Annotated in this window: 22 protein-coding genes, 2 pseudogenes and 1 riboswitch; of the genes and pseudogenes, 4 read left to right on the top strand and 20 right to left on the bottom strand. The window is 64.2% G+C overall.

Features of this window, described 5'->3' with window-relative positions; translation table 11 throughout:
- The 3 genes and pseudogenes from RTQ46_RS07860 to RTQ46_RS07850 form a co-directional block, all read left to right on the top strand.
- Positions 1-174, top strand: a pseudogene (locus RTQ46_RS07860) (8-oxo-dGTP diphosphatase MutT); the annotation flags it as partial.
- Positions 175-244: 70 nt separating this feature from the next.
- Positions 245-460 (top strand): FitA-like ribbon-helix-helix domain-containing protein, encoded by a 216-nt coding sequence (locus tag RTQ46_RS07855; RefSeq protein WP_312435697.1) that lies wholly within the window; start codon positions 245-247, stop codon positions 458-460.
- A gap of 2 nt (positions 461-462) precedes the next feature.
- Positions 463-876, top strand: a complete 414-nt coding sequence (locus RTQ46_RS07850) for a hypothetical protein (protein WP_312435696.1) — start codon at positions 463-465, stop codon at positions 874-876.
- A gap of 5 nt (positions 877-881) precedes the next feature.
- Here the strand turns inward: RTQ46_RS07850 and yacG are convergent, their stop codons facing one another.
- The 7 genes and pseudogenes from yacG to RTQ46_RS07815 form a co-directional block, all read right to left on the bottom strand.
- Positions 882-1,082 carry a DNA gyrase inhibitor YacG gene (gene yacG, locus RTQ46_RS07845; RefSeq protein ID WP_312435694.1) on the bottom strand — a complete coding sequence of 67 codons (201 nt, stop codon included), beginning with the start codon at positions 1,080-1,082 and terminating at the stop codon, positions 882-884.
- An 11-nt stretch (positions 1,083-1,093) separates the two neighbouring features.
- The gene (gene zapD, locus RTQ46_RS07840) at positions 1,094-1,849 is read right to left on the bottom strand and encodes a cell division protein ZapD (protein ID WP_312435693.1); all 756 of its coding nucleotides are present in this window, start codon (positions 1,847-1,849) and stop codon (positions 1,094-1,096) included.
- Between the two features lie 63 nt (positions 1,850-1,912).
- Positions 1,913-2,572 carry a dephospho-CoA kinase gene (gene coaE / locus RTQ46_RS07835; RefSeq protein WP_312435691.1) on the bottom strand — a complete coding sequence of 220 codons (660 nt, stop codon included), beginning with the start codon at positions 2,570-2,572 and terminating at the stop codon, positions 1,913-1,915.
- Between the two features lie 13 nt (positions 2,573-2,585).
- Entirely contained in the window at positions 2,586-3,455 is an 870-nt protein-coding gene (locus RTQ46_RS07830) for an A24 family peptidase (RefSeq protein WP_312435690.1), read from the bottom strand.
- 119 nt (positions 3,456-3,574) lie between these two features.
- Positions 3,575-3,727, bottom strand: a pseudogene (locus RTQ46_RS07825) (helix-turn-helix domain-containing protein); the annotation flags it as partial.
- Positions 3,728-3,765: 38 nt separating this feature from the next.
- Positions 3,766-4,962 (bottom strand): type II secretion system F family protein, encoded by a 1,197-nt coding sequence (locus RTQ46_RS07820; RefSeq protein ID WP_312435688.1) that lies wholly within the window; start codon positions 4,960-4,962, stop codon positions 3,766-3,768.
- A 75-nt stretch (positions 4,963-5,037) separates the two neighbouring features.
- Positions 5,038-6,510 (bottom strand): DHA2 family efflux MFS transporter permease subunit, encoded by a 1,473-nt coding sequence (locus RTQ46_RS07815; protein WP_312435687.1) that lies wholly within the window; start codon positions 6,508-6,510, stop codon positions 5,038-5,040.
- 214 nt (positions 6,511-6,724) lie between these two features.
- Between RTQ46_RS07815 and RTQ46_RS07810 the strand changes: the two genes are divergently transcribed.
- Positions 6,725-7,903: a hypothetical protein gene (locus tag RTQ46_RS07810; protein ID WP_312435686.1), complete on the top strand. Its 1,179-nt coding sequence runs from the start codon at positions 6,725-6,727 to the stop codon at positions 7,901-7,903.
- Positions 7,904-8,115: 212 nt separating this feature from the next.
- Here RTQ46_RS07810 and RTQ46_RS07805 read toward each other — a convergent pair whose 3' ends face one another.
- From RTQ46_RS07805 to cobT, 13 genes are all read right to left on the bottom strand, one after another.
- A complete protein-coding gene (locus RTQ46_RS07805) occupies positions 8,116-9,570 on the bottom strand; it encodes a cobyric acid synthase (protein WP_409518307.1) in 1,455 nt (484 codons plus the stop codon).
- Complete coding sequence (locus RTQ46_RS07800) at positions 9,567-10,364, bottom strand: ABC transporter substrate-binding protein (RefSeq protein ID WP_312435684.1); 798 nt, start codon at positions 10,362-10,364, stop codon at positions 9,567-9,569. The genes RTQ46_RS07805 and RTQ46_RS07800 overlap by 4 nt, the downstream gene beginning before the upstream one ends.
- Complete coding sequence (locus RTQ46_RS07795) at positions 10,361-11,281, bottom strand: cobalamin-binding protein (RefSeq protein ID WP_312435683.1); 921 nt, start codon at positions 11,279-11,281, stop codon at positions 10,361-10,363. Before RTQ46_RS07795 ends, RTQ46_RS07800 begins: the two co-directional genes overlap by 4 nt.
- Entirely contained in the window at positions 11,278-12,270 is a 993-nt protein-coding gene (cobD, locus tag RTQ46_RS07790; protein ID WP_312435835.1) for a threonine-phosphate decarboxylase CobD, read from the bottom strand. Before cobD ends, RTQ46_RS07795 begins: the two co-directional genes overlap by 4 nt.
- Before the next feature lie 4 nt (positions 12,271-12,274).
- Positions 12,275-13,228, bottom strand: coding sequence for an adenosylcobinamide-phosphate synthase CbiB (cbiB, locus tag RTQ46_RS07785; protein WP_312435682.1), 954 nt, complete (start codon positions 13,226-13,228; stop codon positions 12,275-12,277).
- Positions 13,222-13,788 carry a bifunctional adenosylcobinamide kinase/adenosylcobinamide-phosphate guanylyltransferase gene (gene cobU, locus RTQ46_RS07780; RefSeq protein WP_312435681.1) on the bottom strand — a complete coding sequence of 189 codons (567 nt, stop codon included), beginning with the start codon at positions 13,786-13,788 and terminating at the stop codon, positions 13,222-13,224. Before cobU ends, cbiB begins: the two co-directional genes overlap by 7 nt.
- Positions 13,789-13,795: 7 nt before the next feature.
- Positions 13,796-14,428 (bottom strand): cob(I)yrinic acid a,c-diamide adenosyltransferase, encoded by a 633-nt coding sequence (gene cobO, locus RTQ46_RS07775; RefSeq protein ID WP_312435679.1) that lies wholly within the window; start codon positions 14,426-14,428, stop codon positions 13,796-13,798.
- A gap of 1 nt (position 14,429) precedes the next feature.
- Positions 14,430-15,197: an ABC transporter ATP-binding protein gene (locus RTQ46_RS07770; RefSeq protein WP_312435677.1), complete on the bottom strand. Its 768-nt coding sequence runs from the start codon at positions 15,195-15,197 to the stop codon at positions 14,430-14,432.
- 7 nt (positions 15,198-15,204) lie between these two features.
- Positions 15,205-16,227: an iron ABC transporter permease gene (locus RTQ46_RS07765; RefSeq protein ID WP_312435676.1), complete on the bottom strand. Its 1,023-nt coding sequence runs from the start codon at positions 16,225-16,227 to the stop codon at positions 15,205-15,207.
- 105 nt (positions 16,228-16,332) lie between these two features.
- Entirely contained in the window at positions 16,333-18,204 is a 1,872-nt protein-coding gene (locus RTQ46_RS07760; protein ID WP_312435675.1) for a TonB-dependent receptor domain-containing protein, read from the bottom strand.
- A gap of 136 nt (positions 18,205-18,340) precedes the next feature.
- A riboswitch (cobalamin riboswitch) is annotated at positions 18,341-18,576 on the bottom strand.
- Positions 18,577-18,593: 17 nt separating this feature from the next.
- On the bottom strand, positions 18,594-19,175 hold the full coding sequence (locus RTQ46_RS07755) for a histidine phosphatase family protein (RefSeq protein ID WP_312435673.1): 582 nt from the start codon (positions 19,173-19,175) through the stop codon (positions 18,594-18,596).
- A gap of 15 nt (positions 19,176-19,190) precedes the next feature.
- A complete protein-coding gene (locus RTQ46_RS07750) occupies positions 19,191-19,976 on the bottom strand; it encodes an adenosylcobinamide-GDP ribazoletransferase (RefSeq protein ID WP_312435671.1) in 786 nt (261 codons plus the stop codon).
- Position 19,977: 1 nt separating this feature from the next.
- Positions 19,978-21,015 (bottom strand): nicotinate-nucleotide--dimethylbenzimidazole phosphoribosyltransferase, encoded by a 1,038-nt coding sequence (cobT, locus tag RTQ46_RS07745; RefSeq protein ID WP_312435670.1) that lies wholly within the window; start codon positions 21,013-21,015, stop codon positions 19,978-19,980.
- Positions 21,016-21,253 lie beyond the last annotated feature (238 nt).

The raw sequence follows: 21,253 nt of genomic DNA, 5'->3' as shown, positions 1-21,253 counted from the left end.
TTCTATATCAGCCGCGACTGGCGTGGCGAGCCGCAAAGCCTGGAAGGGCAGGCGTTTGCCTGGCAGGGCACGGTCGGCGTGGAACCCTTGCTGCCGGCCACTATTCCGTTGCTGGAATGGCTCGATGTGGTGCGCCGCGAAAGCAGCACCGCCGGTTTGACAGCCGCCGCCTGATTCCCGCGCACGCCTTGCATCGCCACGCGTTTGCGCTACAGTGAGGTACCGACTGTAGCGGGAGACCTGCATGGCGCTGACCCTGACCCTCACTTTCAACGACGCCGATGAACTGCTGCTGGCCGCGCTGCACAAGCGCGCCCGCGCCCATGGCCGCAGCATCGAGGAAGAACACCGCGATATCCTGCGCAGCGTGCTGCGCCCACTGCCCAAGCGTCCTCTCGACGATATCCTGCGCGGCATGCCCGATGTCGGCAGCGATGCGGATTTCGGCCGCGACCGCTAGCCATGCCTGGCTATCTGTTTGACGCCGATGTGATTGTGGCCGCGCGCAAGGCAGTGGAAGCGCCGTCCGGCGTGCTGGCCATCTTTGACAAAGTCCCGCCCGAATCGCGCTACCTGCCGATACAGGCGGTGGCGCAGTTGCGCGCCGGCATACGGCAGTTGTGGCACAGGGGGGCGACGATGGAAGCGCTGGCCATGGAAAGCTGGCTTGAAGCGGTGCTGGCGGAGTATGCCGCGCGCCTGCTGGAATTCGACCTGGAATGCGCGCTGGTGTGGGCGCGCCTGCAGGGGCGCGGTGGCCATATCGATGCACAGATTGCGGCGATGGGCATCGCCTATGGCCTGACGGTGGTCAGCGGCCGTCTCGACCGCTTTGCCGCTTGCGGCTTACAGCTGGCCAATCCGTTCAGCGAATAAAGACATCAGTGCTGGGCAGGATGCTGCGGCTTGCTCTCGTCGTCCAATGGATCGTCGAGCGGGTCGGCGGCCGGGATGGTGTATTTTTCCTCGGCCCAGGCGCCCAGGTCGATCTGCTTGCAGCGATCCGAGCAGAACGGACGGTATTTGTTGGCCGCAGTCCATTCGACTTTGGCGGCACAGGTAGGGCAATTAACGACGGTCATGGCAAGAACGATTAGAAATTACAAAGCGTGAGTTCGAATGATACATCTTCTTCCAGCGGCTTGGGTTTCAGGTCGCCGCCCTGAGTCGTGAAGCGCACCCACAGCATGTATTTGTTGGCCGAGATTTCGGGAATCGCGCCGCTGCTTTCATCCAGGCTCAGGCGCAACATCTGGTACACCTTGCCTTGCAACATCTGCTGGTAGCTGCCCGCATTGGCCATCAGTTTCACCGGGCCGCCCGAATCGCGCAACAGGCGCAGCACCAGCGCCAGCGCATCGAACAACGGCGCCAGCGGCGCGAACCAGGCCTGGATATCGGCCAGGCGCTGCTCCGAGCTGCGCTGTTGCCAGGCAAAGTACGACGGCAAATCGAATTCGCAGGCGCCGCCCGGGATAATGGTGCGGCCCCGTATGCTCATCAGCCATTCATTGTCGCGGATATTCTGGCCCGTCTTGCCTTGCGCCGCCACCAGGGCGCCGCTGACGCTGTCGAGTTCGCCCAGGATGGCGTCCAGTGTTTCCGGTTCCACATTCGGATTGCTGCGGTAGCCAAGCAGACTCTGCCGCTGGCGCTCGAGTTCCTGCAGCAGATCGGACTTCAGGTCGGCGCGGCCGGCCACTTCCAGCATGTCGAAAATGGTTGCCAAAGCAACATGGTGCTGCATGGCGTGCTCTTGCTGGATAAAGAACTTGAATTTGTCGTACAGGTCTTCCAGCCGCAACAGCGTACGTATGCGTTCATTGAAAGGGTATTCGTAGACAATCAAAATGACATCCCTTAAGTATGGACCGGCAAGCAATCCCGTGATTCTGAACCAAGCGTCGACAAATTACAAATGCCGCGACGGCATTCCTGCCATTCTTTTTGAAAACGCGAGGTATACCTCGTGCAAGAGAGCGATCTGCGGCTCCAGTGCCGCCAGGTCGCCATTGTTATCGATCACATCATCGGCCGCGGCCAGGCGCATCGTCCGCGTCGCCTGCGTGGCCATGATGGCTTTTACCTGCGTTTCGGACAGGCCGTTGCGCTGCATCACGCGCGCCACCTGCAGGCTTTCCAGGCAGTCGATCACCAGCACGCGGTCGACGCGCTCGGTCCAGCCGCCCGATTCGACCAGCAGCGGCACCGCAAAGATCACATACTCGCCGGTGGCGCTGGCCGCGGCCGCCAGGGTGGCGGCGCGGATGCGCGGATGCAAAATGGCTTCCAGGCGGCGCTTGGCCTGCGGGTCGGAAAACACCAGCTCGCGCATTTTTGCCCTGTTCATCGCGCCATTCGCGTCAAGCACTCCTGCGCCAAATTCGGCCACCAACGCCGGCATGGCCGCGCCATCGGGCGTCGTCAGGCTGTGCGCGATCTCGTCGGTGTCGACGATGGTCGCGCCGCGCGCGGCAAACAGATTGGCCACCGTGCTTTTGCCGCAGCCGATGCCGCCGGTCAAGCCGATGCTGAAATAGGATGCGCCTTGCGCCGTGCCGGAGTCGGTCATGGATTCCATTCGATCAGCCGATCAGGCCCAGTGTCAGGTGTGACAGCGGCGTGCCGTACAGCAGCGCGATGACGCCGGCGGCAGCCAGGTAGGGACCGAAAGGAATGGGTTTGTCGCGTCCGCGTTTGGCAAACACGATCAGGCAGATGCCGACCAGCGCGCCGACCACGGACGACAGTAAAATAATTGTCGGCAGCATGGTCCAGCCCAGCCAGGCACCGAGCGCCGCCAGCAATTTGAAGTCACCATACCCCATTCCTTCCTTGCCTGTCGCCAGCTTGAAGGCCCAGTAGACGCTCCACAGGGCCAGGTAGCCGGCGGCCGCGCCGATCACGGCGTCGGCAAGCGGCACGAAGGTGCCGTTGATATTGACCAGCAGGCCAGCCCATAGCAGAGGAAAAGTCAGGTCGTCCGGCAGCATTTGCGTGTCGGCGTCGATAAAGGTCATGGCGATCAGCAGGAACGCAAACAGCAGGGTGGCCAGGCCCGTCCAGCCGCTGCCGAAATGCCAGACCAGCAGCGCCGCCAGCGCGCCCGTCAGCACTTCCACCAGCGGATAGCGCGGCGAAATCGGCGCCTTGCAGGCGCTGCATTTGCCGCGCAATACCAGGTAGCTGATGACGGGAATGTTTTCCATCGCCGTGATACGGTGGCCGCATGCGGTGCAGTGCGAATGCGGCAGCATCAGGTTGTATTTGTCGGTGTGGGGCGGCGGCTGGCCGCTTTCCACAGCCACATAATTGTCGGATTCGCGCTGCATCATCTTCGGGATGCGGTGGATCACGACATTGAGAAAGCTGCCGACGATCAGGCCGAACAGGGCGGCGACGAGTGTGACGGGCAGATTGCCGGGCGCGGCGAACAACAGGGTATCTTGCAGCATGGTGGTCTTGTCAGGTGTGATGTTGCCGCGCAAACAGTTGCTGGCACTGCGCAGTGTAAAACATCCACACCCTTCCGGGGAACTTTCGGCAAGCCGCCACAGTATTATGCTCCCATTAATTACGCGATCGAAAACTCCACGCGCTTGCCGGTGCGGGCCAGCATGTCGACCAGCGCATCGATGGTGAATTTCGGCGTTTTACGGTTGATCACATCGGACACGCGCGGGCGCGTCATGCCGGGGATCTGCGCAGCGTCGGCCTGTTTCAGGTGTTTCAGACGGTACAGGTCTGCGCCAGTACAGACAGTCTTCAAATCACCGCCCCCAGCCTGAAAATCGGCAGATACAGCGCGATCACCAGACCGCCGACCAGCATGCCCAGCACCACCATCAGGGCCGGCTCCAGCAGCGACGTCAGGATCGCCACGGTGCTGTCGATCTCCGCTTCGATAATGTCGGCCGCGCGCGAGAGCATGGCGTCGAGCGCGCCCGATTCTTCGCCGATCAGGGCCAGCTGGGTCAGCAGTTCGGGAAACACGCCGCTATGGCCCATGGCCAGCGCCAGGCTGCCGCCGGCGCGGATCTCGCGTTCGATGCGCGTGGTCGCTTCCTGGTACAAGGCATGGTTGGCGGCCGCGCCCACCAGGTCGAGCGTATCGAGCAGCGGCACGCCGGCGGCGAACATGGCGGCCAGGGTGCGCGTCCAGCGGGCAATCGCCGCGCGCCGGATCAGCGGGCCGAACAGGGGGATGCGCAGCGCCTGCAGCTGGACCTGGCGCCGCAAGCGCGGCCAGCGCCGCCAGGCTCGGCGCAGCAGCACGATGACTCCCAGCAGCGCCGCCAGCAGCCAGTACCACGATTGCACCAGCAGGCTGGACAGTTCCATCACCAGCAGCGTGGGCAGCGGCAGCGGCGCGCCAAAGCTGTCGAAGACTTGCCTGAAGGCTGGTACGACCACGGTGAGGATGACGGCCGTGACCAGGACGGCAACGGCGATAATGGCCAGCGGATACATCAGCGCGCCGCGCAGCCGGCGGCGCAGGGCGATGGCTTTTTCCTGGTGGCTGGCCAGGCGCGCCAGCAGTTCCTGCACGATGCCGGCCTGTTCGCCGGCCGCCACCAGGTTGCAATACAGCTCATCGAACAGGTGGGGGAACTGGCGGAAGGCCTGCTGCAGGCTGCTGCCCGCTTCGATATCGTGGCGCAAGTCCTGCATCAGCTGTGTCATGGCCGGCTTGGCATGCCCTTTGCCGGCGATCTCGAAGGCTGTCAGCAGCGGCACGCCGGCGCCCATCATGGTCGACAGCTGGCGTGTGAACAGCGCGATATCCTTGCGGGTCAGCGGCTTGCCGGGCGCGGCGCGGCGCAAGTGAACCCGGGTGGCCAGGATGCCCTGGCGGCGCAGCGCAAGGGTGGCAGCCGGCGCGTCGATGGCGCGCAGCATGCCCTGCACGGGCTTGCCATGGCGATCCCGGCCTTCCCATGCAAACCGCTGTTCGATCGCCATGTGCGCCTCCCCAGCGCACGTTAGCACTGGCCGCCGGCACGCCGCCAGCGCGGCACGCCGGCGGCTTGAGGCGGCTCAGTTCTTGCCGGTCTGTACCTCGGTCTGGACCACCGCCTTTGCTTTCACTTCGGCGGCATCATCCTCGTCGACATCGCCGCCCTTGCTGATGCTTTCGCCGTCTTCGCGGCGCAGGGTCCAGAACGTCAGCGAAGACAGAATCGTCACGGCGGCCAGCGTCAGGAAAGCGTGATGCAGGGCGCTGCTCAGCATGACGCGGTTCGACTGCGGCATGTCGCCCAGGTACCAGCCCGTGATCAGCGAACCGAAAGCCAGGCCAAAGCTCATCGACAGTTGCTGCATCGAGCTGGCAATCGTGCTGGCCATGCTGGAGTCGGCCTTGTCGACATCGGCGTAGGCGATCGTGTTCATGCTGGAAAACTGCAGCGAATTGAAAAAGCCCAGGCACAGGCTGATGGCGACGATCACGTACAGCGGCGTGCCGGCGCTGACCTGCGAGAACATGGCGATCGTCACGCCGATCAGCACCGTATTGACGATCAGCACCTGGCGGTAGCCGAAGCGGGCCAGCACGCGCGCGGAAATGAATTTCATGCCCATCGCGGCGGCCGCCGACGGCATCATCAGCAGGCCCGACTGCCAGGCCGGCAGGCCCAGGCCCAGCTGGTACAGCAGCGGCAGCAGAAACGGCAGGCCGCCGACACCGAGGCGCGTGACAAAGCCGCCCACCACCGACACGCGGAAGGTACGCACCTTGAACAGCGCCAGGCGCAGCAGCGGATGCAGCACTTCGCTCGAATGCCACACGTAGGCGGCCAGGAGGCTGATGGAAATAAACAGCAGCACGCCGAACGAGGTCGGATCGACGCGATGCTCGCCGAATACTTCCAGCAGCCACGACAGCAGGGCGATGCCGGTGCCGAACAGCACCAGGCCGATCAGGTCCAGCGGACGCGGCTTGTCGCCGTAATAGTCGGGCATGTAGCGGTGCGCCAGGTATAAAGCCACCAGGCCGACCGGCACGTTGACAAAGAAAATCTCGCGCCATGACAGCCAGTGCACGATCAGTCCGCCCACGGTCGGCCCCAGCAGCGGGCCGATCAGTGCCGGGATAATCACGAAATTCATGGCGGCCAGCAATTGCGACTTGGGAAAGGTGCGGATGATGGTCAGCCTGCCGACCGGCATCATCATCGCCGCGCCCACGCCCTGCAGCAGGCGCGCCGCCACCAGCATCGGCGAATTGACGGACAGGCCGCACAGGATGGAGGCGATGGTGAAGATGGCGACCGCGGCGGAAAACACGCGCCGCGTGCCAAAGCGGTCCGCCATCCAGCCGCTGATCGGAATGCACACGGCCAGGCTCAGGATATAGCTGGTGACGACGGCTTTGAGGCTCAGCGGCGTGACGTTCAGGCTGGCGGCCATGCTGGGAATGGCGGTATTGACGATGGTGGAGTCGAGCTGCTCCATGAAGAGGGCGGTGGCGACCACCCACGGAAGATAGCTTTTAACGGCGGAACTGGACATGGATGCAAACCTGAGGAGGGTGGAACGGAGGCAACAGTGGCTGGATTGTTACATAAATGGCGCGGGCGCGCCCACGGCCTGCAGGCCATGGCACGACGGCCGCTGCAAGTCCATGGAACAATTGTTCCATAGTAATAGTTGCTCGCCCGGGCTAGCATCGGTGCCGTCATTGCGACTGTTGCCTGTCGCACCACCTCTTTCCTGGAAAACCACGATGAAAAATGCCTTCTCCATAGTCCTGCTGGGTGCGGCCCTGACCGCTTGCGGCGGCGGCAGCGATAACGACAGCACGCCGGCCGCGCCCGTCACGCCACCGGTGGTAGTCACGCCGCCGGTAGTGGTCACGCCGCCGGTGACGCCGGCCACTGACGCCGTCACGGCGGCCTCGCAAGCGGTGGCCGCCCAGGCTGGCCTGGCCGTGATCGCCGGCGCGAATGCGGACGAAAGTGTCTATGACGTGGCGGCCGATATCGGCGACACCTGGCGCATCACCTTTGACAACGCGAAGAAAACCTTTGCCGTCAAGGTGCTGTCGACGCAGTTCGGCCTGGTCGATCGCAGCGGCACATTCACGTCCGTCACGACCGGCAATATCACGACCTACACCGGTACCGACCTGAGCATCAGCGTCGATGCACGCACGCGCCTGCTGACGGGTACCGTCAAGCTCGGCAGCATGAGCTCGAACGTCAGCGGCACAGGCTATGCGGCCACCGATGTGGCCAAGCTGGCCGGCAGCTATATCTTCCTCGGCGCCATGCGCAACGCGTCGAACGGCGGCAGTCCCTTCAATCCGAAAGGCAGCCTGCGGATAGCTGCCGACGGCAGCGCGCAGCTGTGCAATGGCGGCGTGTTCAATGCGCAAGGCGCCTGCACGGCGGTATCGCCGCAGCTGGCGGCGGAAAACGCCAGCCTGACGCTGGTCAGGGATGCTGCGCGTGGTTTGATCATCGCCCGCCAGGGACAGCAGGATTTCGGCATCGTCCACGTGCATGCCGGCGATCGCGGGCTGGCGCTGTTTATCGACCGCTACAGCCGCAACGACGAGAACGTCATGCGCGTCGGCACCATGGTGGCGGCCAGGCAGCAAAAGATCGGCACGGAACTGGCCGGCAGCTATGCTTGCGCGGCGCCGGGCATCAGCGCGAACATCGTGGTGGCCGGCAGCACCGCCACCATCACCAACAACACGGCAGGCAAGACGCACACTGAAGCCATCACCATCAACAAGCTGGGCCTCGGCGCGCAAGCCGTCGATTTCGATGGGATCGCCGTATTCAAGGATCCCGCCGACGTGCCGGCCGACTATTCGATGTTCATGCCCGTGTCGTCGAGCATGGCGATCGAGTTTTCCACCGACCGCTCGTATATGGGGACGTGCATCAAGAATTGAGCAGTGGCTTGTCGGATTACGCGGCTTCGCCGCTAATCCGACCTACGGCAGACATGCGTTTTACGTAGGTCGGATTAGTGCAGCGCGGCTGCGCGTAATCCGACAACATTGTTGGCCGTGATCATGGTGGTGTCGGATTACGCGCAGGCGCTCATCCGACCTACGATCGGCGCTGGCCTATGTTTTTCGTTGCGCGTAATCCGACAACACCGTCAGCGCAGCAAGCTTTCCAGCGCATCCATCAAGGGCATCGCCGCATCGGCAATCCGCTCCAGGCTCGCTTCGCGCAGGGCACTGGTATCGACGACGTAATCCGATTCCAGTCCCGCCCAGCGCAGCAGCGCCGAGCAGGCATCGGGCGTATCGAACATGCCGTGCAGATAGCTTCCCAAAATTTGCCCGTCGCCCGATACCGCCCCTTCCGGCCGCCCATCGATCAAAAACGCCGGCTGATCCAGCGCCGCGCCATGCGACACGCCCATATGGATTTCATAGCCGGAGACCAGGGCGTGGTCCGCGCCGGCAAATGCGCACTGGCCGGTAACCTGCACCAGCCGCTTGTCGGCCGTCAGTTCCGTCCTCATCGCCAGCAATCCCAGCGCGCTTGACTCGCCTGCGGCGCCTTCCACCCCCAGCGGATCGCGCACGCTCTCGCCCAGCATCTGGAAGCCGCCGCAGATGCCGATCACCTTGCCGCCATAGCGCAGGTGTTTTGCCAGGTAAGCGGGCCAGCCCTGCCGCTGCAGCCATTCCAGGTCGCCGCGCGTGTTTTTGCTGCCGGGCAGGATCACCAGGTCGGCTGGCGGTATCGGCTGGCCCTGTTTGATAAAGCGCAGGTCGATGCCGGGATGGGCGCGCAGCGCGTCGAAGTCCGTGTGGTTGCTGATGCGCGGCAGCTGCGGCACCACCACGGTGAATGCCCCGCGTTCGGTCTGCATGGCTTCCACCGCATCTTCCGCATCAAGGAACAGCCCCTGCAGATACGGCAGCACGGCCAGCACCGGCTTGCCCGTCTGCTGTTCCAGCCAGTCGACGCCCGGCTGCAGCAGCGAGATATCGCCGCGAAAGCGGTTGATGACAAACCCGAGTATGCGTGCCCGTTCGCTGTCCGACAGGCAGGCCAGTGTGCCGATAATATGGGCGAACACGCCGCCGCGGTCGATATCGGCCACCAGGATCACGGGGCAGTCGACGGCTTCGGCAAAGCCCATGTTGGCGATGTCGCGCGCGCGCAGGTTGATCTCGGCCGGGCTGCCTGCACCTTCGACGATCACGGCCTGGTACTGCCCGCGCAAGCGGCCGTACGATTCCAGCACGGCGCCCATGGCAATGGTTTTATATTGCTGGTAGTCGCGCGCATCCATCTCGGCGCGTACCTTGCCGTGAATGATCACCTGCGCGCCCGTGTTCGACGACGGTTTCAATAGCACCGGATTCATGTCGGTATGCGGCGCGATGCCGCACGCCAGCGCCTGCAGCGCCTGCGCGCGGCCGATCTCGCCGCCGTCGCTGGTCACCGCGCTGTTCAGGGCCATGTTCTGCGGCTTGAACGGGGCGACCGTCACGCCGCGCCGTTTCAATAGCCGGCACAAGGCCGCGACGATGGTGCTCTTGCCCGCGTCCGAGGTGGTGCCCTGCACCATCAGGGTGTGGAATGGGACGCTCATGTTTGCGCTGCCTGCCATTGCGCGACGATATCGCTGATCTGGCGCAGTCCTTCGGTGATTGCCGCCGGCCCGGGCGACAGGATATCGGGCGACTTGATCTCGAACAGCATCTGCTTGCGCACTGCGGGGATGGTGTCCCACTGCGCGCGCGCCATCAGCTGGGCCGGCTGGAATTTCTTGCCGCACCAGCTGGCGATAATGATATCGGGCGCGCGCCGCACCACCGCCAAAGGGTCGGCGATAATGCGCTCTTTCGCGCCGGGATGCACGGATAATTCCGGAAACGCATCGACGCCGCCGGCCATCGCGATCAGCTCCGCTGCCCAGCCGATACCGCTCATCAAGGGATCGTTCCACTCTTCGAAATAGATCACCGGCTTGCGTGTCCACGATGCGGCGCGCGCGCGGGCCCGGGCGATCTCGGCGCGCAGGCTGGCGACCAATTGTTTGCCCGCTTGCTCGCGCTGCACCAGCGCCGCCAGTACGCCTATCATGCGCAGGATGCCCTCGACCGTGCGCTGGTTGAACTGATGCACTTCGACGCCGGCCTTGACCAGGTCGCGGCAGATATCGGCCTGCATGTCGCAAAAGCCGATCACCAGGTCCGGCTGCACGGCCAGGATGCGTTCCAGGCTGGACGAGGAAAAACCGCTGATTTTGGTCTTTTCTTCACGCGCGCGCGGCGGGCGCACGGTAAAACCCGAGATGCCGGCGATCACGTCTTCGGCGCCGAGCGCATACAGCGTTTCCACCGCCTCGGTCGACAAACATGCGATGCGCTGGTAGTGGCTCATTTCACTGCCTTCGCGGCCGCTTTCGATGCAGGTGCGCTGCGGTGCTGGCGCGCCAGTTCCAGTTTCTCGCACAGGGCGGCGGTGCCGTCGACCATGCGCGGGCCGGCGCGGTTCAGCAAATCGCCGTTCAGGCGGAACAGGTTATTGTTGCGCGGCGCGCTCAAGGAGGGGAATGCGCGCCACATGGCCAGCCCGCCTTCGCTGTCCGCATCGCTCTTTTCGCTGGTGGCAAAAATCGCTTCGGGATTTTCCTGCAGCACGCCTTCGGCCGTAACAACCGGCGCCACCACCTTCATCGCGGCAAACACGTTCTGGCCGCCGCACACGCGCATCGAATCGCTGATGATGCTGGCGCCGCTGATCGTATATAAAGGATTGTCCCACACCTGGTAAAACAGGCGCACCGGCGGGCGCTGCGCATACTGCGCCGTCAAGCTGGCCAGTTTCGCGCGCAGCCGGGCGGCAGCCGGCGCGGCGACTTTTTCCGTGCCCATCAACTGCCCCAGACGCTCCATATTGTTGGGAATGTCGGCCAGTTTTTTCGGGTCGCTGTGATAGATCGGCACGTTCAGCTGGCGCAGCATGGCGATCTGGCGCTCGGCGCTGCCATGCATCCACACCACGATCAGGTCCGGCTTCATGGCGATAATGCGCTCCATGTCGTACTGGCGGTTGTCGCCCACCTTGGCGATTTTTTTTGCCGCTTCCGGATAATCGCTGTAGCTGACGACGCCGACGATTTTTTCCCCGCCACCGGCAGCGAACAGCAGCTCGGTGATATGCGGCGCCAGCGCCAGGATGCGCTGCGCCGGCTTGTCCAGCGTGACGGCATTGCCATCGTCGTCGCGTACCGAGATCGTGGCGTGCGCCGGCAAGGCAATCAGTGCGGCCAGCAGTGTCATCGTCCAGTGTTTCATGTGTTTTCCTTGTTCCATGCAATCAGTGCCTGCTCCAGCTGCTGCCAGGCGGGTTCATTGGGCGGCAGTCCCAGACGGATGCCGCGCGCCGCATGGCGGAACAGCCGTACCCAGATGCCGCGTTCGGCCATATGGCGATGAAAGTCTTGCGCGCGTTCTTCCGGCCACCATTGAAACAGCGCGCAGCCGCTGCCGGCAATCGCGTGCCGCGCCAGCAAGTGCCGCAGCCGTTCGCCTTCCAGTTGCAAACGCGCGCGCATGGCCTGCTGCCAGGCAGTATCGGCCAGCGCCGCCAGCGCCACCTGCTGCGCCGGGCCGCTGACGGTCCACGGCCCCAGCATGGCGGCCAGCGCGTTCAATAGCGTGGGCGCGGCGGCCACAAAACCCAGCCGCAGGCCCGCCAGGCCAAAGAATTTGCCGACCGAGCGCAACACGATCAGCCCCGTCTGGCCGGCATGCGTACCCAGGCTGGGCGCGTTTTCCGTATCGGCGAATGCCTCATCGACCACCAGCCAGCCGCCGCGCGCGGCCAGCCTGGCGTGCCATGCCAGCAGCAACTCGGGCGCGATGCGTGCGCCGGTCGGATTGTTCGGATTGCACACCACCAGCACCTCGCAGTCGTCCACGGCATCATGCAACTGCGCATACGGCACCTGGCGCAGGCTGTGGCCATGCTGGCCCCAGTGGTGCGCGTGTTCCGCATATGACGGCGCGGCGACGATCACGCGGCCAGGCGCGCGCAGACGGGGCAGGGCCTGGATGGCGGCCTGCGTGCCGGCCACCGGCAGCATGGCCGGCGCGCCGTAGTAGCGGCAGGCGGCTGCGGCCAGCGCGGGATCGGCTTCAGGCAGGCGGTGCCACGCATTCGGGGCGGTAGCCGGCACCGGATACCAGTGCGGATTGATACCGGTCGACAGGTCGATCCACTGCTCCAGCGGACGGCCGTAGGCGCGCGCGGCGTCGCGCAGATTGCCGCCATGCTCAAGCAAAGGTTCAGGCAAAATAGCCTCCTCGCAGATAAGACAGGCCGGCCGCCAGCGCCACCCAGATCAGCCACAGTGCGGTAGTCTCGGCGACCAGCCGCCAGGCGCGGTCGATATCGCGTGCCGCTGCCGGGCTGCCGCTGCCCAGCGGCGGGCGCCGTTCCAGCTCGCCATCGTAGACGGCGTCGCCGCCGAGAGACAGTCCCAGTGCTCCTGCGCCGCTGGCCATCACGGGGCCGGCGTTCGGGCTGCCCCAGTGCGGCGCCTGCGTGCGCCAGCAGCGCCAGGCACGTTTTTTATCGGCCATGGTCTTGCCCAGTACCACATATGACAAGGCGGTCAGGCGCGCGGGCACATAGTTCAACAGATCGTCGATGCGCGCGGCGCAGCAGCCGAACCAGTCGTAGCGCGGCGTGCGGTAGCCCCACATGGCATCGAGCGTATTGGCCAGCCTGAAGCAGACTGCGCCCGGGCCGCCGGCCACGGCAAACCAGAACAGGGTGCCAAACACGGCGTCATTGCCGTTCTCCAGCAGGGATTCGGTACTGGCCTTGGCCAGGCTGGTTTCGTCCGCGCTGTTGGTATCGCGGCTGACGATGCGCGCCGTCAGCAGGCGCGCGCCATCGAGGTCGCCGGCGGCCAGTGCCTCGGCAATCGGCTGGTTATGGTCGCGCAGGCTGCGCAGGCCCAAACACAGGTACAGCAGGAACACATGCAGCGCGGCGCCGGCCAGGCCGCACAGCCAGAAAGCCGCACAGGTGATTGGCAGCACCGCCAGCATCCACGCCAGCAGGCCGCGCAACAGGCGCGCGCGGCCCCGGTTCAGCAAGCGCTCGATGGCGCCGGCCAGGCGGCCAAAACCGACCAGCGGATGAAAGCGCCGCGTCTCGCCCAGCAGCAGATCAAGCAGCACGCCAGCCGTCATCAGCCCGGCCAGCAGCGGCAGCGAAAAGCCGCTCAGCATGGACCGCCTTTCAGGTACAGGGGCAGGCCGGCGGCGACAAATACCGCGCGTTCGCACGTAGCCGCCACGGCCTGGTTCAGCCGTCCCGCTTCATCGGTAAAGCAGCGCGAAATGGCGCCATACGGCACGATGCCCATGCCCACTTCATTCGACACCAGCACAATGTCGCAGCCGCCATGTTCGAGTTCGGCCAGCGTGTACAGAAAATGCGCTCGCTCGCTGTGGAACAGTTCGGGCAGCACGATATCGCCCACGTCCGGATAGGTTTCGCCGGACGAAAACATCAGGTTGGTCAGCCACAGCGTCAGGCAGTCGACCAGCAGCAGCCGCCCAGGCTGCGCATGCTGCAGCAGGACAGTTCCCAGGCGCAGCGGCTCTTCCACCGTCGGCCAGCCGTGCGGGCGCTGCGCGCGGTGATGCGCTATGCGCGTGGCCATTTCGCCGTCGCCCGCCTGCGCGGTGGCGAGATACAGCACTTCCTTGCCAGAGTCGCTGGCCAGCCGTTCGGCGTAGGCGCTCTTGCCCGAGCGGGCGCCGCCAAAAACCAGCGTGCGTGTCATCTGGCTGTTACCACTCGGTGCCGGCCTGCGCGCCGATGCCGGCTGCGTAAGCATGCTTGACCACCGCCATTTCGGTCACCGTGTCGGCAATCGCGATCAGTTCCTCTGGCGCGCCGCGGCCGGTGATCACCACGTGCTGCATGGCGGGGCGTTCCAGCAGGTCGGCGATCACCTTGTGCACGTCCAGGTATTTGTATTTGAGGGCGATATTGAGTTCGTCGAACAGCACCAGGCCGTAGCCGGGGTCGGCCAGAAAGGTTTTCGCCTGTTCCCATGCCAGCTCGGCTTTTTCGATATCGCGCTCGCGGTTCTGGGTTTCCCAGGTATAGCCTTCGCCCATCGCATGGAAACTGATCTCGTCGGGGAAGCGGCGCAGGAATTTTTCTTCGCCGGTCGACATCGCGCCCTTGATGAACTGCACCACGCCCACCTTCATGCCGTGGCCCATGGCGCGGATCGCCATGCCGAAGCCGCTCGAACTCTTGCCCTTGCCATTGCCGGTGTTGACGATGATGATGCCGATTTCCTTGTCGGCCTTGGCAATCGCCGCGTCGATGATGGCCTTCTTGCGCTCCATGCGCACGCGGTGGCGTTCGTTGATGGCGGCCGTGTCGTCGTTGATATGGGTCTGGTCGGTCATGCTAATCCTCTTTTGGTATGAATATCTTGCGCGTGCCGTGTTCGATGATCTCGATCGGGTGGCCCAGGTAGTCGCCCAAGATGGACGCCTGCATCACCTCGGCCACGGGGCCGGCCAGCCAGCCGCCATCGCCCATCAGCAGCAGCGCGTGGCTCGATACGCCGTGCGCCAGGTTCAGGTCATGGCCCACCATTACCACGGTTTTTTTCTGCTCGCGGCACAGGCGCGACAACAGGCCCATCACGCTGACCTGGTGCGCCAGGTCCAGCGCATTGGCCGGTTCGTCGAGCAACAGGATGGGCGTGTCCTGCGCCAGCATGGCGGCGATCGCCACGCGCTGGCGCTCGCCGCCGGACAGGCTGCGCACGTCGCGTTCGGCCAGGTGCGCCACTTCCATCGAGGCCAGCGCCGCCAGCGCGATCTTCTGGTCGTCGCTGCCTTCCCAGTAATGGTTGTCGTGATATGGGTGGCGCGCCGACAGCACCGTCTCGATCACGCGATAGGAAAACGCATCATTGCGCGCCTGTGCCAGAAAGGCCCGTTCGCGCGCCAGTGCCGCCAAAGGCCAGTCGATCAGGGCGCGGCCCTGCACCGTGACATGGCCGGCATCGGGTTCGCGCAAGCCGGCCAGCGTGCGCAGCAAGGTGCTTTTGCCGGCGCCGTTGCGGCCGATGATGCTCCAGCATTCGCCTTCGCTGATGCGCCAGTTCAGGTTTTCCAGCAGCATGCGCGTGCCGGCCTTCAGGCCCAGTTGGTAGGTACGGATCATGGTGTCCTCATTTGCGCAGCCGGTGCAGCTGGTACAGGAAGACGGGCGCACCGATCAGCGCGGTGACCACGCCGACCGGCAGCTGCATCGGCGCCAGCACGGTGCGCGCGAGCGTGTCGGCCAGCACCAGGAAAGTGCCGCCGGCCAGCGCCGCCGCGGGAATCAGCACGCGGTGGTCGGGGCCGCAGGCAAAGCGCAGTGCATGCGGCACGATCAGGCCGACAAAGCCCACGCTGCCGGCGCTGGTGACGGCGCTGGCCGTCAGCAGGCCCGAACAGAAGAACAGGCCTTTGCGCAGCGCGCCCACGCGCACGCCCAGCGTGCTGGCCGCTTCCGCATGCAGCGCCATCACGTTCAGCGATCGGGCGCTGCGCAGGGCGAAAATCAGGCCGCCGGCCAGTACCAGCCAGGGCATGGCGCGCGCTGGCGCGCCGGACAAATCGCCGATCATCCAGAACACCATGCTGCGCAAGCGGCTTTCGGGCGCGATCGACAGCATCAGCGAGACCAGGGCCATGCAGGCGGCGGACAGGATCACGCCCGTCAGCAACAGCAGCGAGGCGCCGCCTTCGGCCGCCGTGCCGCCGCGCAGGTCGCGCCGCGCAAACAGGTACAGCAGCATCGAGATGGCGACCGCGCCGCCGAATGCGGCCGCATCGACCACCCACATCGAGCACATGAACATCAGCGCGGCCAGCGCGCCGACGGAGGCGCCCGACGACAGGCCCAGCACATACGGGTCGGCCAGCGGATTGCGCAGCAGCGCCTGCATCATCACGCCGGCCAGCGACAGCGCGGCGCCGGTGACAAAGGCGGTCAGCGCGCGGCCCAGGCGCAACTCGAGCAGGGTGGCGGCGAGGGTGTCGGTCTTGCCTTGCATCAGATGGGACAGGGCGGACGGCAGGTCGGCGAGCGGAATCGCGATCGAACCGGTCATGCCGGAGAAAACCAGGCTGGCAACCGCGCACACGATCAGTATCGTGAGGATCACCGTGGCACGGTGGCGCATGTTGCGGAAAAATGGGTGCATGGACTGCCTTATAAAGCGGGGACTGCAGAACTGCACTGCGGGCGATGACGATCCTCGTCACCGCCCGCAGCTTACATCATTACCTTGTTGCCGACTTCATGGTGCTTACTTCATGCCGTAGCGTACGCCAACGAAGGCTTTCGAGCCTGGGGTCGCGTAGAAGCGGGCCAGTTCGTAGTCCTTGCCGGCGATATTGTTCCAGCGCGCCAGCACCGACCAGTCAGGGGTGAGCTGATAGGTGGCATACAGGTTGACCAGGCCATAACCACCGAGGCGGGTGGTGTTGGCGGCGTTTTCAAAACGCTGGCCCGACAACTGCCATTCGGCGCCGGCGGTCAGGCTGCCGATGTTGTAGTCGGCGGCAAAGCTGGCGTGACGCTTGGCGCGGCGTACCAGTTGCTTGTCCTTGGTTTCATCGCGCGGGTCCTGCAGGTCGATGTTGCCTTGCACATTGAAGTTGCCGAACTTGCGCGAGCCGGCAATCGTCAGGCCTTCCAGCAGCGCCTTGTTGACGTTGTAGGCGCAGCCGAAAGTGCCGGTGAAGGTCGGATCCGGGCACGGCGTGGTGTTGACCAGCAGGTCGGTGATCTTGTTATGGTAGTAGTTGGCGCTCAGTTTCGATACGCCGTCGTCATAGCGGATGCCCACTTCGGCATTGCGGCCGCGCTCAGGCTGGTTGCTTGCCAGGCCATAGCCAGGGTAGTACAGCTCGTTGAAGGTCGGCGCGCGGAAGCTGGTGCCGTAGCTGGCGGTGGCGCGCAGGGCATTGGTGAAGCGGTAGCCATAAGCGATGCTGCCGGTGTTGTGGTTGCCGAATGCCGAGCTGTCATCGCGGCGGCCGCTGATGCTCAGCAGGTTCTGGCCGCGCACCAGGTTGTACGACGCCGCGAACGACTTGGTATTGCGCGAGCCGGTCACTTCCGGCGTGCTGCTCGACATGACGTCTTCGTCACGGTAGCTGGCCAGCAGCTGCAGGTTGTCGCGGCCGAAGCGGATGTCGTTCTGCCAGGTCAGGTCGGTCTGCTTGGTGTCGATCTGGCTCTTGCTCCACGATTCGGTACCGCTGTCGTCGCCGGACTTGTCGCGCGCTTCCGCGTAACGCAGTTCGCTGGTCCAGTTGGGCAGGAATTCGTTTTTGGTGAAGACCGAGATGTTTTCCAGTTTCTGCTTGCTGCGTGCGTCGTAGCCGAGACCTGCATCGTACTGGGCATCGAGTTTGCTGTTCAGGAATGCCAGGCCAACCTGGTGACCCTTGGCCATCTGGTAGCCGATCTGGCCGCTGACGCTTTCCTTGTCGTAGCCGTCCTTGTCAGGATTGTAGGTGAACGACGAGGCACCCAGCTTCGAGGCCGAGTAGCCGTCCGATTTTTCCTTGCCGGCAGCCAGCGAGTAGCTGAAGCTGTTGTAGCCGCCGGTGGCGCCCGATACTTGCGCTTCGGCCTGGCGCGTGTTGTTGCTGCCGTAGCCAGCGGCGGCCGAGAAGCGCGGCGCGCCGTCGCCTTTCTTGGTGAAGATCTGGATTACGCCGCCCATGGCGTCGGCGCCGTACATGGTGCTCAACGGACCATAGACGATTTCAATGTGGTCGATGCTCGACAGGGGCAGGGCGCTCCAGTTGGCCGTACCGAGGGTGGACGAACCGATGCGCACGCCGTCGACCAGCACGATGTTCTGGTTGCTGTTGGCGCCGCGGATAAAGACCGAGGCCGCGGTGCCCGGGCCGCCGTTGCGTGCCACTTCGATGCCGCGCTGTTTTTGCAGCAGGTCGACCACCGAGCTGGCGCCCGAGCGCGCGATGTCTTCCGAGCTGATGGTTTGCGTATCGCTCAATACTTCGCTCAGGTGCTGTGGATAGCGGCTGGCGGTAACGACGACAGGATCGTAGGTGTCTGGAGTAGCTTGCGCAAAGGCGGAAGGCGCGGCAATGGCTAGCGCGAGCGACGTGAGGGCCGCGTGGCGGGAAACAGCATGAGTCATGATAATTTTCAGTAAGTAAGAAGCAACCAGCCGACGTCCCCGTTGGCCAGATTGAACAGAAGTACGGAACTGAGGATGACGAGCGAAGACGGCCTGGAACAGACTGGCCAGTCGGATTCGCGAACATCCCCGTTCACACACTTCCACCTGTTCTGGCCGGTATCCGGGCTGCAAGCGAGGCTGTCCTACCTTCCCATGCCGTAGCAGGCACAGTGGTTGTCAGGGACAGCTTGTCGGACGCTTTCGAGTCGAAAGGGGCGACACTTGTTTACCGTTGCGGGGGCAGCACACGTTGGCCTCTGGTCGGCATCGTGTTTCCCGTTTAACTGCGCTCATGACATGAACGCGGGCACCAAAACCCTGCCATTATACGTGCAGCAGGCGTGCACTCAAATGCCTGGCGTGACTATCGGTCGCTGGAAATCGAGCGTCACGGTGGCGCCGTAGGCGATCTGGTGGCGGTTAGACGCGGCCAGCACGGCCGTTTCCTCCAATGACAAACCGGCCTGCAAGGCGGTGAGCAGGCGGATGGTGCCAGCATGGCAAATGATGATGACAGTTGCGTGTTGTTCGCGCAACAGTTCAGTCAGAAACGACCGGATACGGGTCGCCATCGCCAGTACATTCTCGCCGCCGCCAGGCCGGTAATGCGCCAGGTCCGCCGCCCAGGCGTCGATATCGGTGCGTTCGATATCCTGCCAGGGGTGCAATTCCCAGGCGCCGAAATCCATTTCTGCCAGGCGCGGATCTTGTGTAAATTGGCTGGCTGGCAGAGCACGCGCCAGGGATTGCGCCAGGACGGAGCAGCGCGACAGCGGGCTGCTGTAGAGCGGAAGATGGGCCGGCAGGCTGGCGAGCAGGCTGGCGCAGCTTGCCGCCATATTCTGTGGCGTCACTGCAACATCGCTGCGGCCATAGCAGAGGCCGCTGGCCACATCGGGCGCCGGATGGCGGACCAGGATCAGCTTCATTGCTTGATTCACAGCCTAATAAAACCGCACGGCCGGCTGGAAGCTGGTCAGGATCGCCAGGTACACCGCCACCTCCGCCACCTGCTGCACCGCGCCCAGGCAGTCCCCTGTATAGCCCTGCAGCCGCCGCTGGCATTTGCGGCCCAGGAACCAGGCGCTGGCGATCGCCGCCAGCAGGGCCAGCACCAGCGCGCTCCAGTCGAACATGCCCAGCAAGCCGCACATAATGGCGGGCAGCAGGCCGCAGAAAGCGGCGACCACGAATTCGCCGGTGCTCATCGACTGCGCCATCGGCTTGGCCTTGCCTTCGTCGCGCGCGTAGTCCATCAGCCAGATCAGCGACACGGCCGCCAGGCGCGACAGCGGATGGGCGATGAACAATGCCGCAACCACGACTGCGGTTGGCAGCGACACCAGCGCGCCAGCCTTGATCGCCAGCAGGCACAGAATGCCGATCGCGCCATACGCGCCGATACGCGAGTCCTTCATGATCTCCAGCACCCGCTCGCGCGTCAGGCCGCCGCCGAAGCCGTCGCACATGTCGGCAAAGCCGTCTTCATGAAAGGCGCCGGTCAGGTAGATGCCGGCGGCCACCGCCAGCAGCACGGCGATGGGCGAGGGCAGCAGCCAGCTTGCCACCATATAGGTAGCGCCACAGATGGCCGCCACCACCGCGCCCACCAGCGGAAAATAGCGCGACGACTGCTGCAGCCATGCCGGCTGGTAGCCCACCCAGCGCGGAATGGGCAGGCGCGTAAAGAACTGCAGCGCAATCAGGAACAGGCGGAGTTGATGCAGCATGTCAGCTGTCCGACTTCTCGCTGACCTGCGCCGAGCCGAAGGTCGCCATCTGCTGCAGGAAATTGACGGCTGCATGCAGCAGCGGCAAGGCCAGCGCGCTGCCCGTGCCTTCGCCCAGGCGCAGGTCCAGCTGCAGCAGCGGCCGCGCACCCAGGCTGGCCAGCAGTTCGCGATGGCCGTTTTCATCGGAGCAGTGTGCATACACGCAGTAATCGAGAATGGCCGGCTGCAGCCGCGCCGCCACCAGCAGCGCGCTGCTGACGATAAAGCCGTCGATCAGCAGCACCATGCGGCGCTCGGCCGCCTTCAGCATGGCGCCGGCCACCATGGCGATTTCGAAACCGCCAAAGGTGGCCAGCACATCGAGCGGTTCGATGGCCTGCACATGTTTGCTCGCCGCCGCCTCGATCACGCGCTGCTTGTGCAGGACGCCATCTGCGGACAGGCCCGTGCCCGCCCCCACGCATTGTGCTACCGGCGTGCCGGTCAGCTTGTGCATCAGCGCTGCGGCGGCGGTGGTATTGCCAATGCCCATTTCGCCAAAGCCCAGCACATTGCCGGGCAAGGTATCGGCCAGATCCATGCCGGCCTGCATGGCTGATGCACATTCCTGCTGCGTCATCGCCGGCTCCAGCGCGAAGTTGCGGGTGCCGGGGCCTTGCTTGCGGTCGAGCAAGCCGTCGCGCGGACCGAAGTCATGCTTCACGCCCGCATCCACTATATGTAATGCGCAGTTGTTCTGCCGTGCGAAGACATTGATGGCCGCGCCATTGCCGAGGAAGTTCTCCACCATCTGCCAGGTCACGTCCTGCGGATAGGCCGAGATGCCTTCGGCCACCACGCCATGGTCGGCGGCGAACACGATAATGGCCGGTTCGGTAATGACTGGCTGCGTGTTTTGCTGGATCAGGCCGATCTGGCGTGCCAGCGTCTCCAGCAGCCCCAGGCTGCCCAGTGGCTTGGTCTTGTGGTTGATGGCGTGGTCGAGCTCGGCGGCCAGTGCGGTATTGGCCGTGGATGGGATATGAGGAATAGGCATGAAAGTAAGTGGATGCGGTGCAAGGATGCTGGTGTCACGATATCACACAGCAATATTAGAGCAGGCCAAAAATAGCCCTTGCAGGCCGTCCAGGGCAGGGCTATAATTCGTCCCCTCGCTGAACGATGCATGCAAATGCAGACTGAAGTGGAGGAAAAAGAAGGTTGACGAAATGCTGAAAAAGCTTCATACTCTTCCTTCTTCGCAGCTGACAAACACAACGCTTTGTCGATAGCGC

It is taken from the genome of Janthinobacterium sp., assembly GCF_031995485.1.
GTDB lineage: Bacteria > Pseudomonadota > Gammaproteobacteria > Burkholderiales > Burkholderiaceae_D > Janthinobacterium.
Note: the sequence above shows the minus strand (reverse complement) of the source record. Positions and strands in the feature narration are given on the sequence as shown.

What these genes read in the sequence shown, in the direction of transcription:
- RTQ46_RS07855 (WP_312435697.1), top strand. Translation starts at nt 245, where the DNA reads ATGGCGCTGACCCTGACCCTCACTTTCAACGACGCCGATGAACTGCTG.
- RTQ46_RS07850 (WP_312435696.1), top strand. Translation starts at nt 463, where the DNA reads ATGCCTGGCTATCTGTTTGACGCCGATGTGATTGTGGCCGCGCGCAAG.
- yacG (WP_312435694.1), bottom strand. Translation starts at nt 1,082, where the DNA reads ATGACCGTCGTTAATTGCCCTACCTGTGCCGCCAAAGTCGAATGGACT.
- coaE (WP_312435691.1), bottom strand. Translation starts at nt 2,572, where the DNA reads ATGACCGACTCCGGCACGGCGCAAGGCGCATCCTATTTCAGCATCGGC.
- RTQ46_RS07830 (WP_312435690.1), bottom strand. Translation starts at nt 3,455, where the DNA reads ATGCTGCAAGATACCCTGTTGTTCGCCGCGCCCGGCAATCTGCCCGTC.
- RTQ46_RS07820 (WP_312435688.1), bottom strand. Translation starts at nt 4,962, where the DNA reads ATGGCGATCGAACAGCGGTTTGCATGGGAAGGCCGGGATCGCCATGGC.
- RTQ46_RS07815 (WP_312435687.1), bottom strand. Translation starts at nt 6,510, where the DNA reads ATGTCCAGTTCCGCCGTTAAAAGCTATCTTCCGTGGGTGGTCGCCACC.
- RTQ46_RS07810 (WP_312435686.1), top strand. Translation starts at nt 6,725, where the DNA reads ATGAAAAATGCCTTCTCCATAGTCCTGCTGGGTGCGGCCCTGACCGCT.
- RTQ46_RS07805 (WP_409518307.1), bottom strand. Translation starts at nt 9,570, where the DNA reads ATGAGCGTCCCATTCCACACCCTGATGGTGCAGGGCACCACCTCGGAC.
- RTQ46_RS07800 (WP_312435684.1), bottom strand. Translation starts at nt 10,364, where the DNA reads ATGAGCCACTACCAGCGCATCGCATGTTTGTCGACCGAGGCGGTGGAA.
- RTQ46_RS07795 (WP_312435683.1), bottom strand. Translation starts at nt 11,281, where the DNA reads ATGAAACACTGGACGATGACACTGCTGGCCGCACTGATTGCCTTGCCG.
- cbiB (WP_312435682.1), bottom strand. Translation starts at nt 13,228, where the DNA reads ATGCTGAGCGGCTTTTCGCTGCCGCTGCTGGCCGGGCTGATGACGGCT.
- cobU (WP_312435681.1), bottom strand. Translation starts at nt 13,788, where the DNA reads ATGACACGCACGCTGGTTTTTGGCGGCGCCCGCTCGGGCAAGAGCGCC.
- cobO (WP_312435679.1), bottom strand. Translation starts at nt 14,428, where the DNA reads ATGACCGACCAGACCCATATCAACGACGACACGGCCGCCATCAACGAA.
- RTQ46_RS07770 (WP_312435677.1), bottom strand. Translation starts at nt 15,197, where the DNA reads ATGATCCGTACCTACCAACTGGGCCTGAAGGCCGGCACGCGCATGCTG.
- RTQ46_RS07765 (WP_312435676.1), bottom strand. Translation starts at nt 16,227, where the DNA reads ATGCACCCATTTTTCCGCAACATGCGCCACCGTGCCACGGTGATCCTC.
- RTQ46_RS07760 (WP_312435675.1), bottom strand. Translation starts at nt 18,204, where the DNA reads ATGACTCATGCTGTTTCCCGCCACGCGGCCCTCACGTCGCTCGCGCTA.
- RTQ46_RS07755 (WP_312435673.1), bottom strand. Translation starts at nt 19,175, where the DNA reads ATGAAGCTGATCCTGGTCCGCCATCCGGCGCCCGATGTGGCCAGCGGC.
- RTQ46_RS07750 (WP_312435671.1), bottom strand. Translation starts at nt 19,976, where the DNA reads ATGCTGCATCAACTCCGCCTGTTCCTGATTGCGCTGCAGTTCTTTACG.
- cobT (WP_312435670.1), bottom strand. Translation starts at nt 21,015, where the DNA reads ATGCCTATTCCTCATATCCCATCCACGGCCAATACCGCACTGGCCGCC.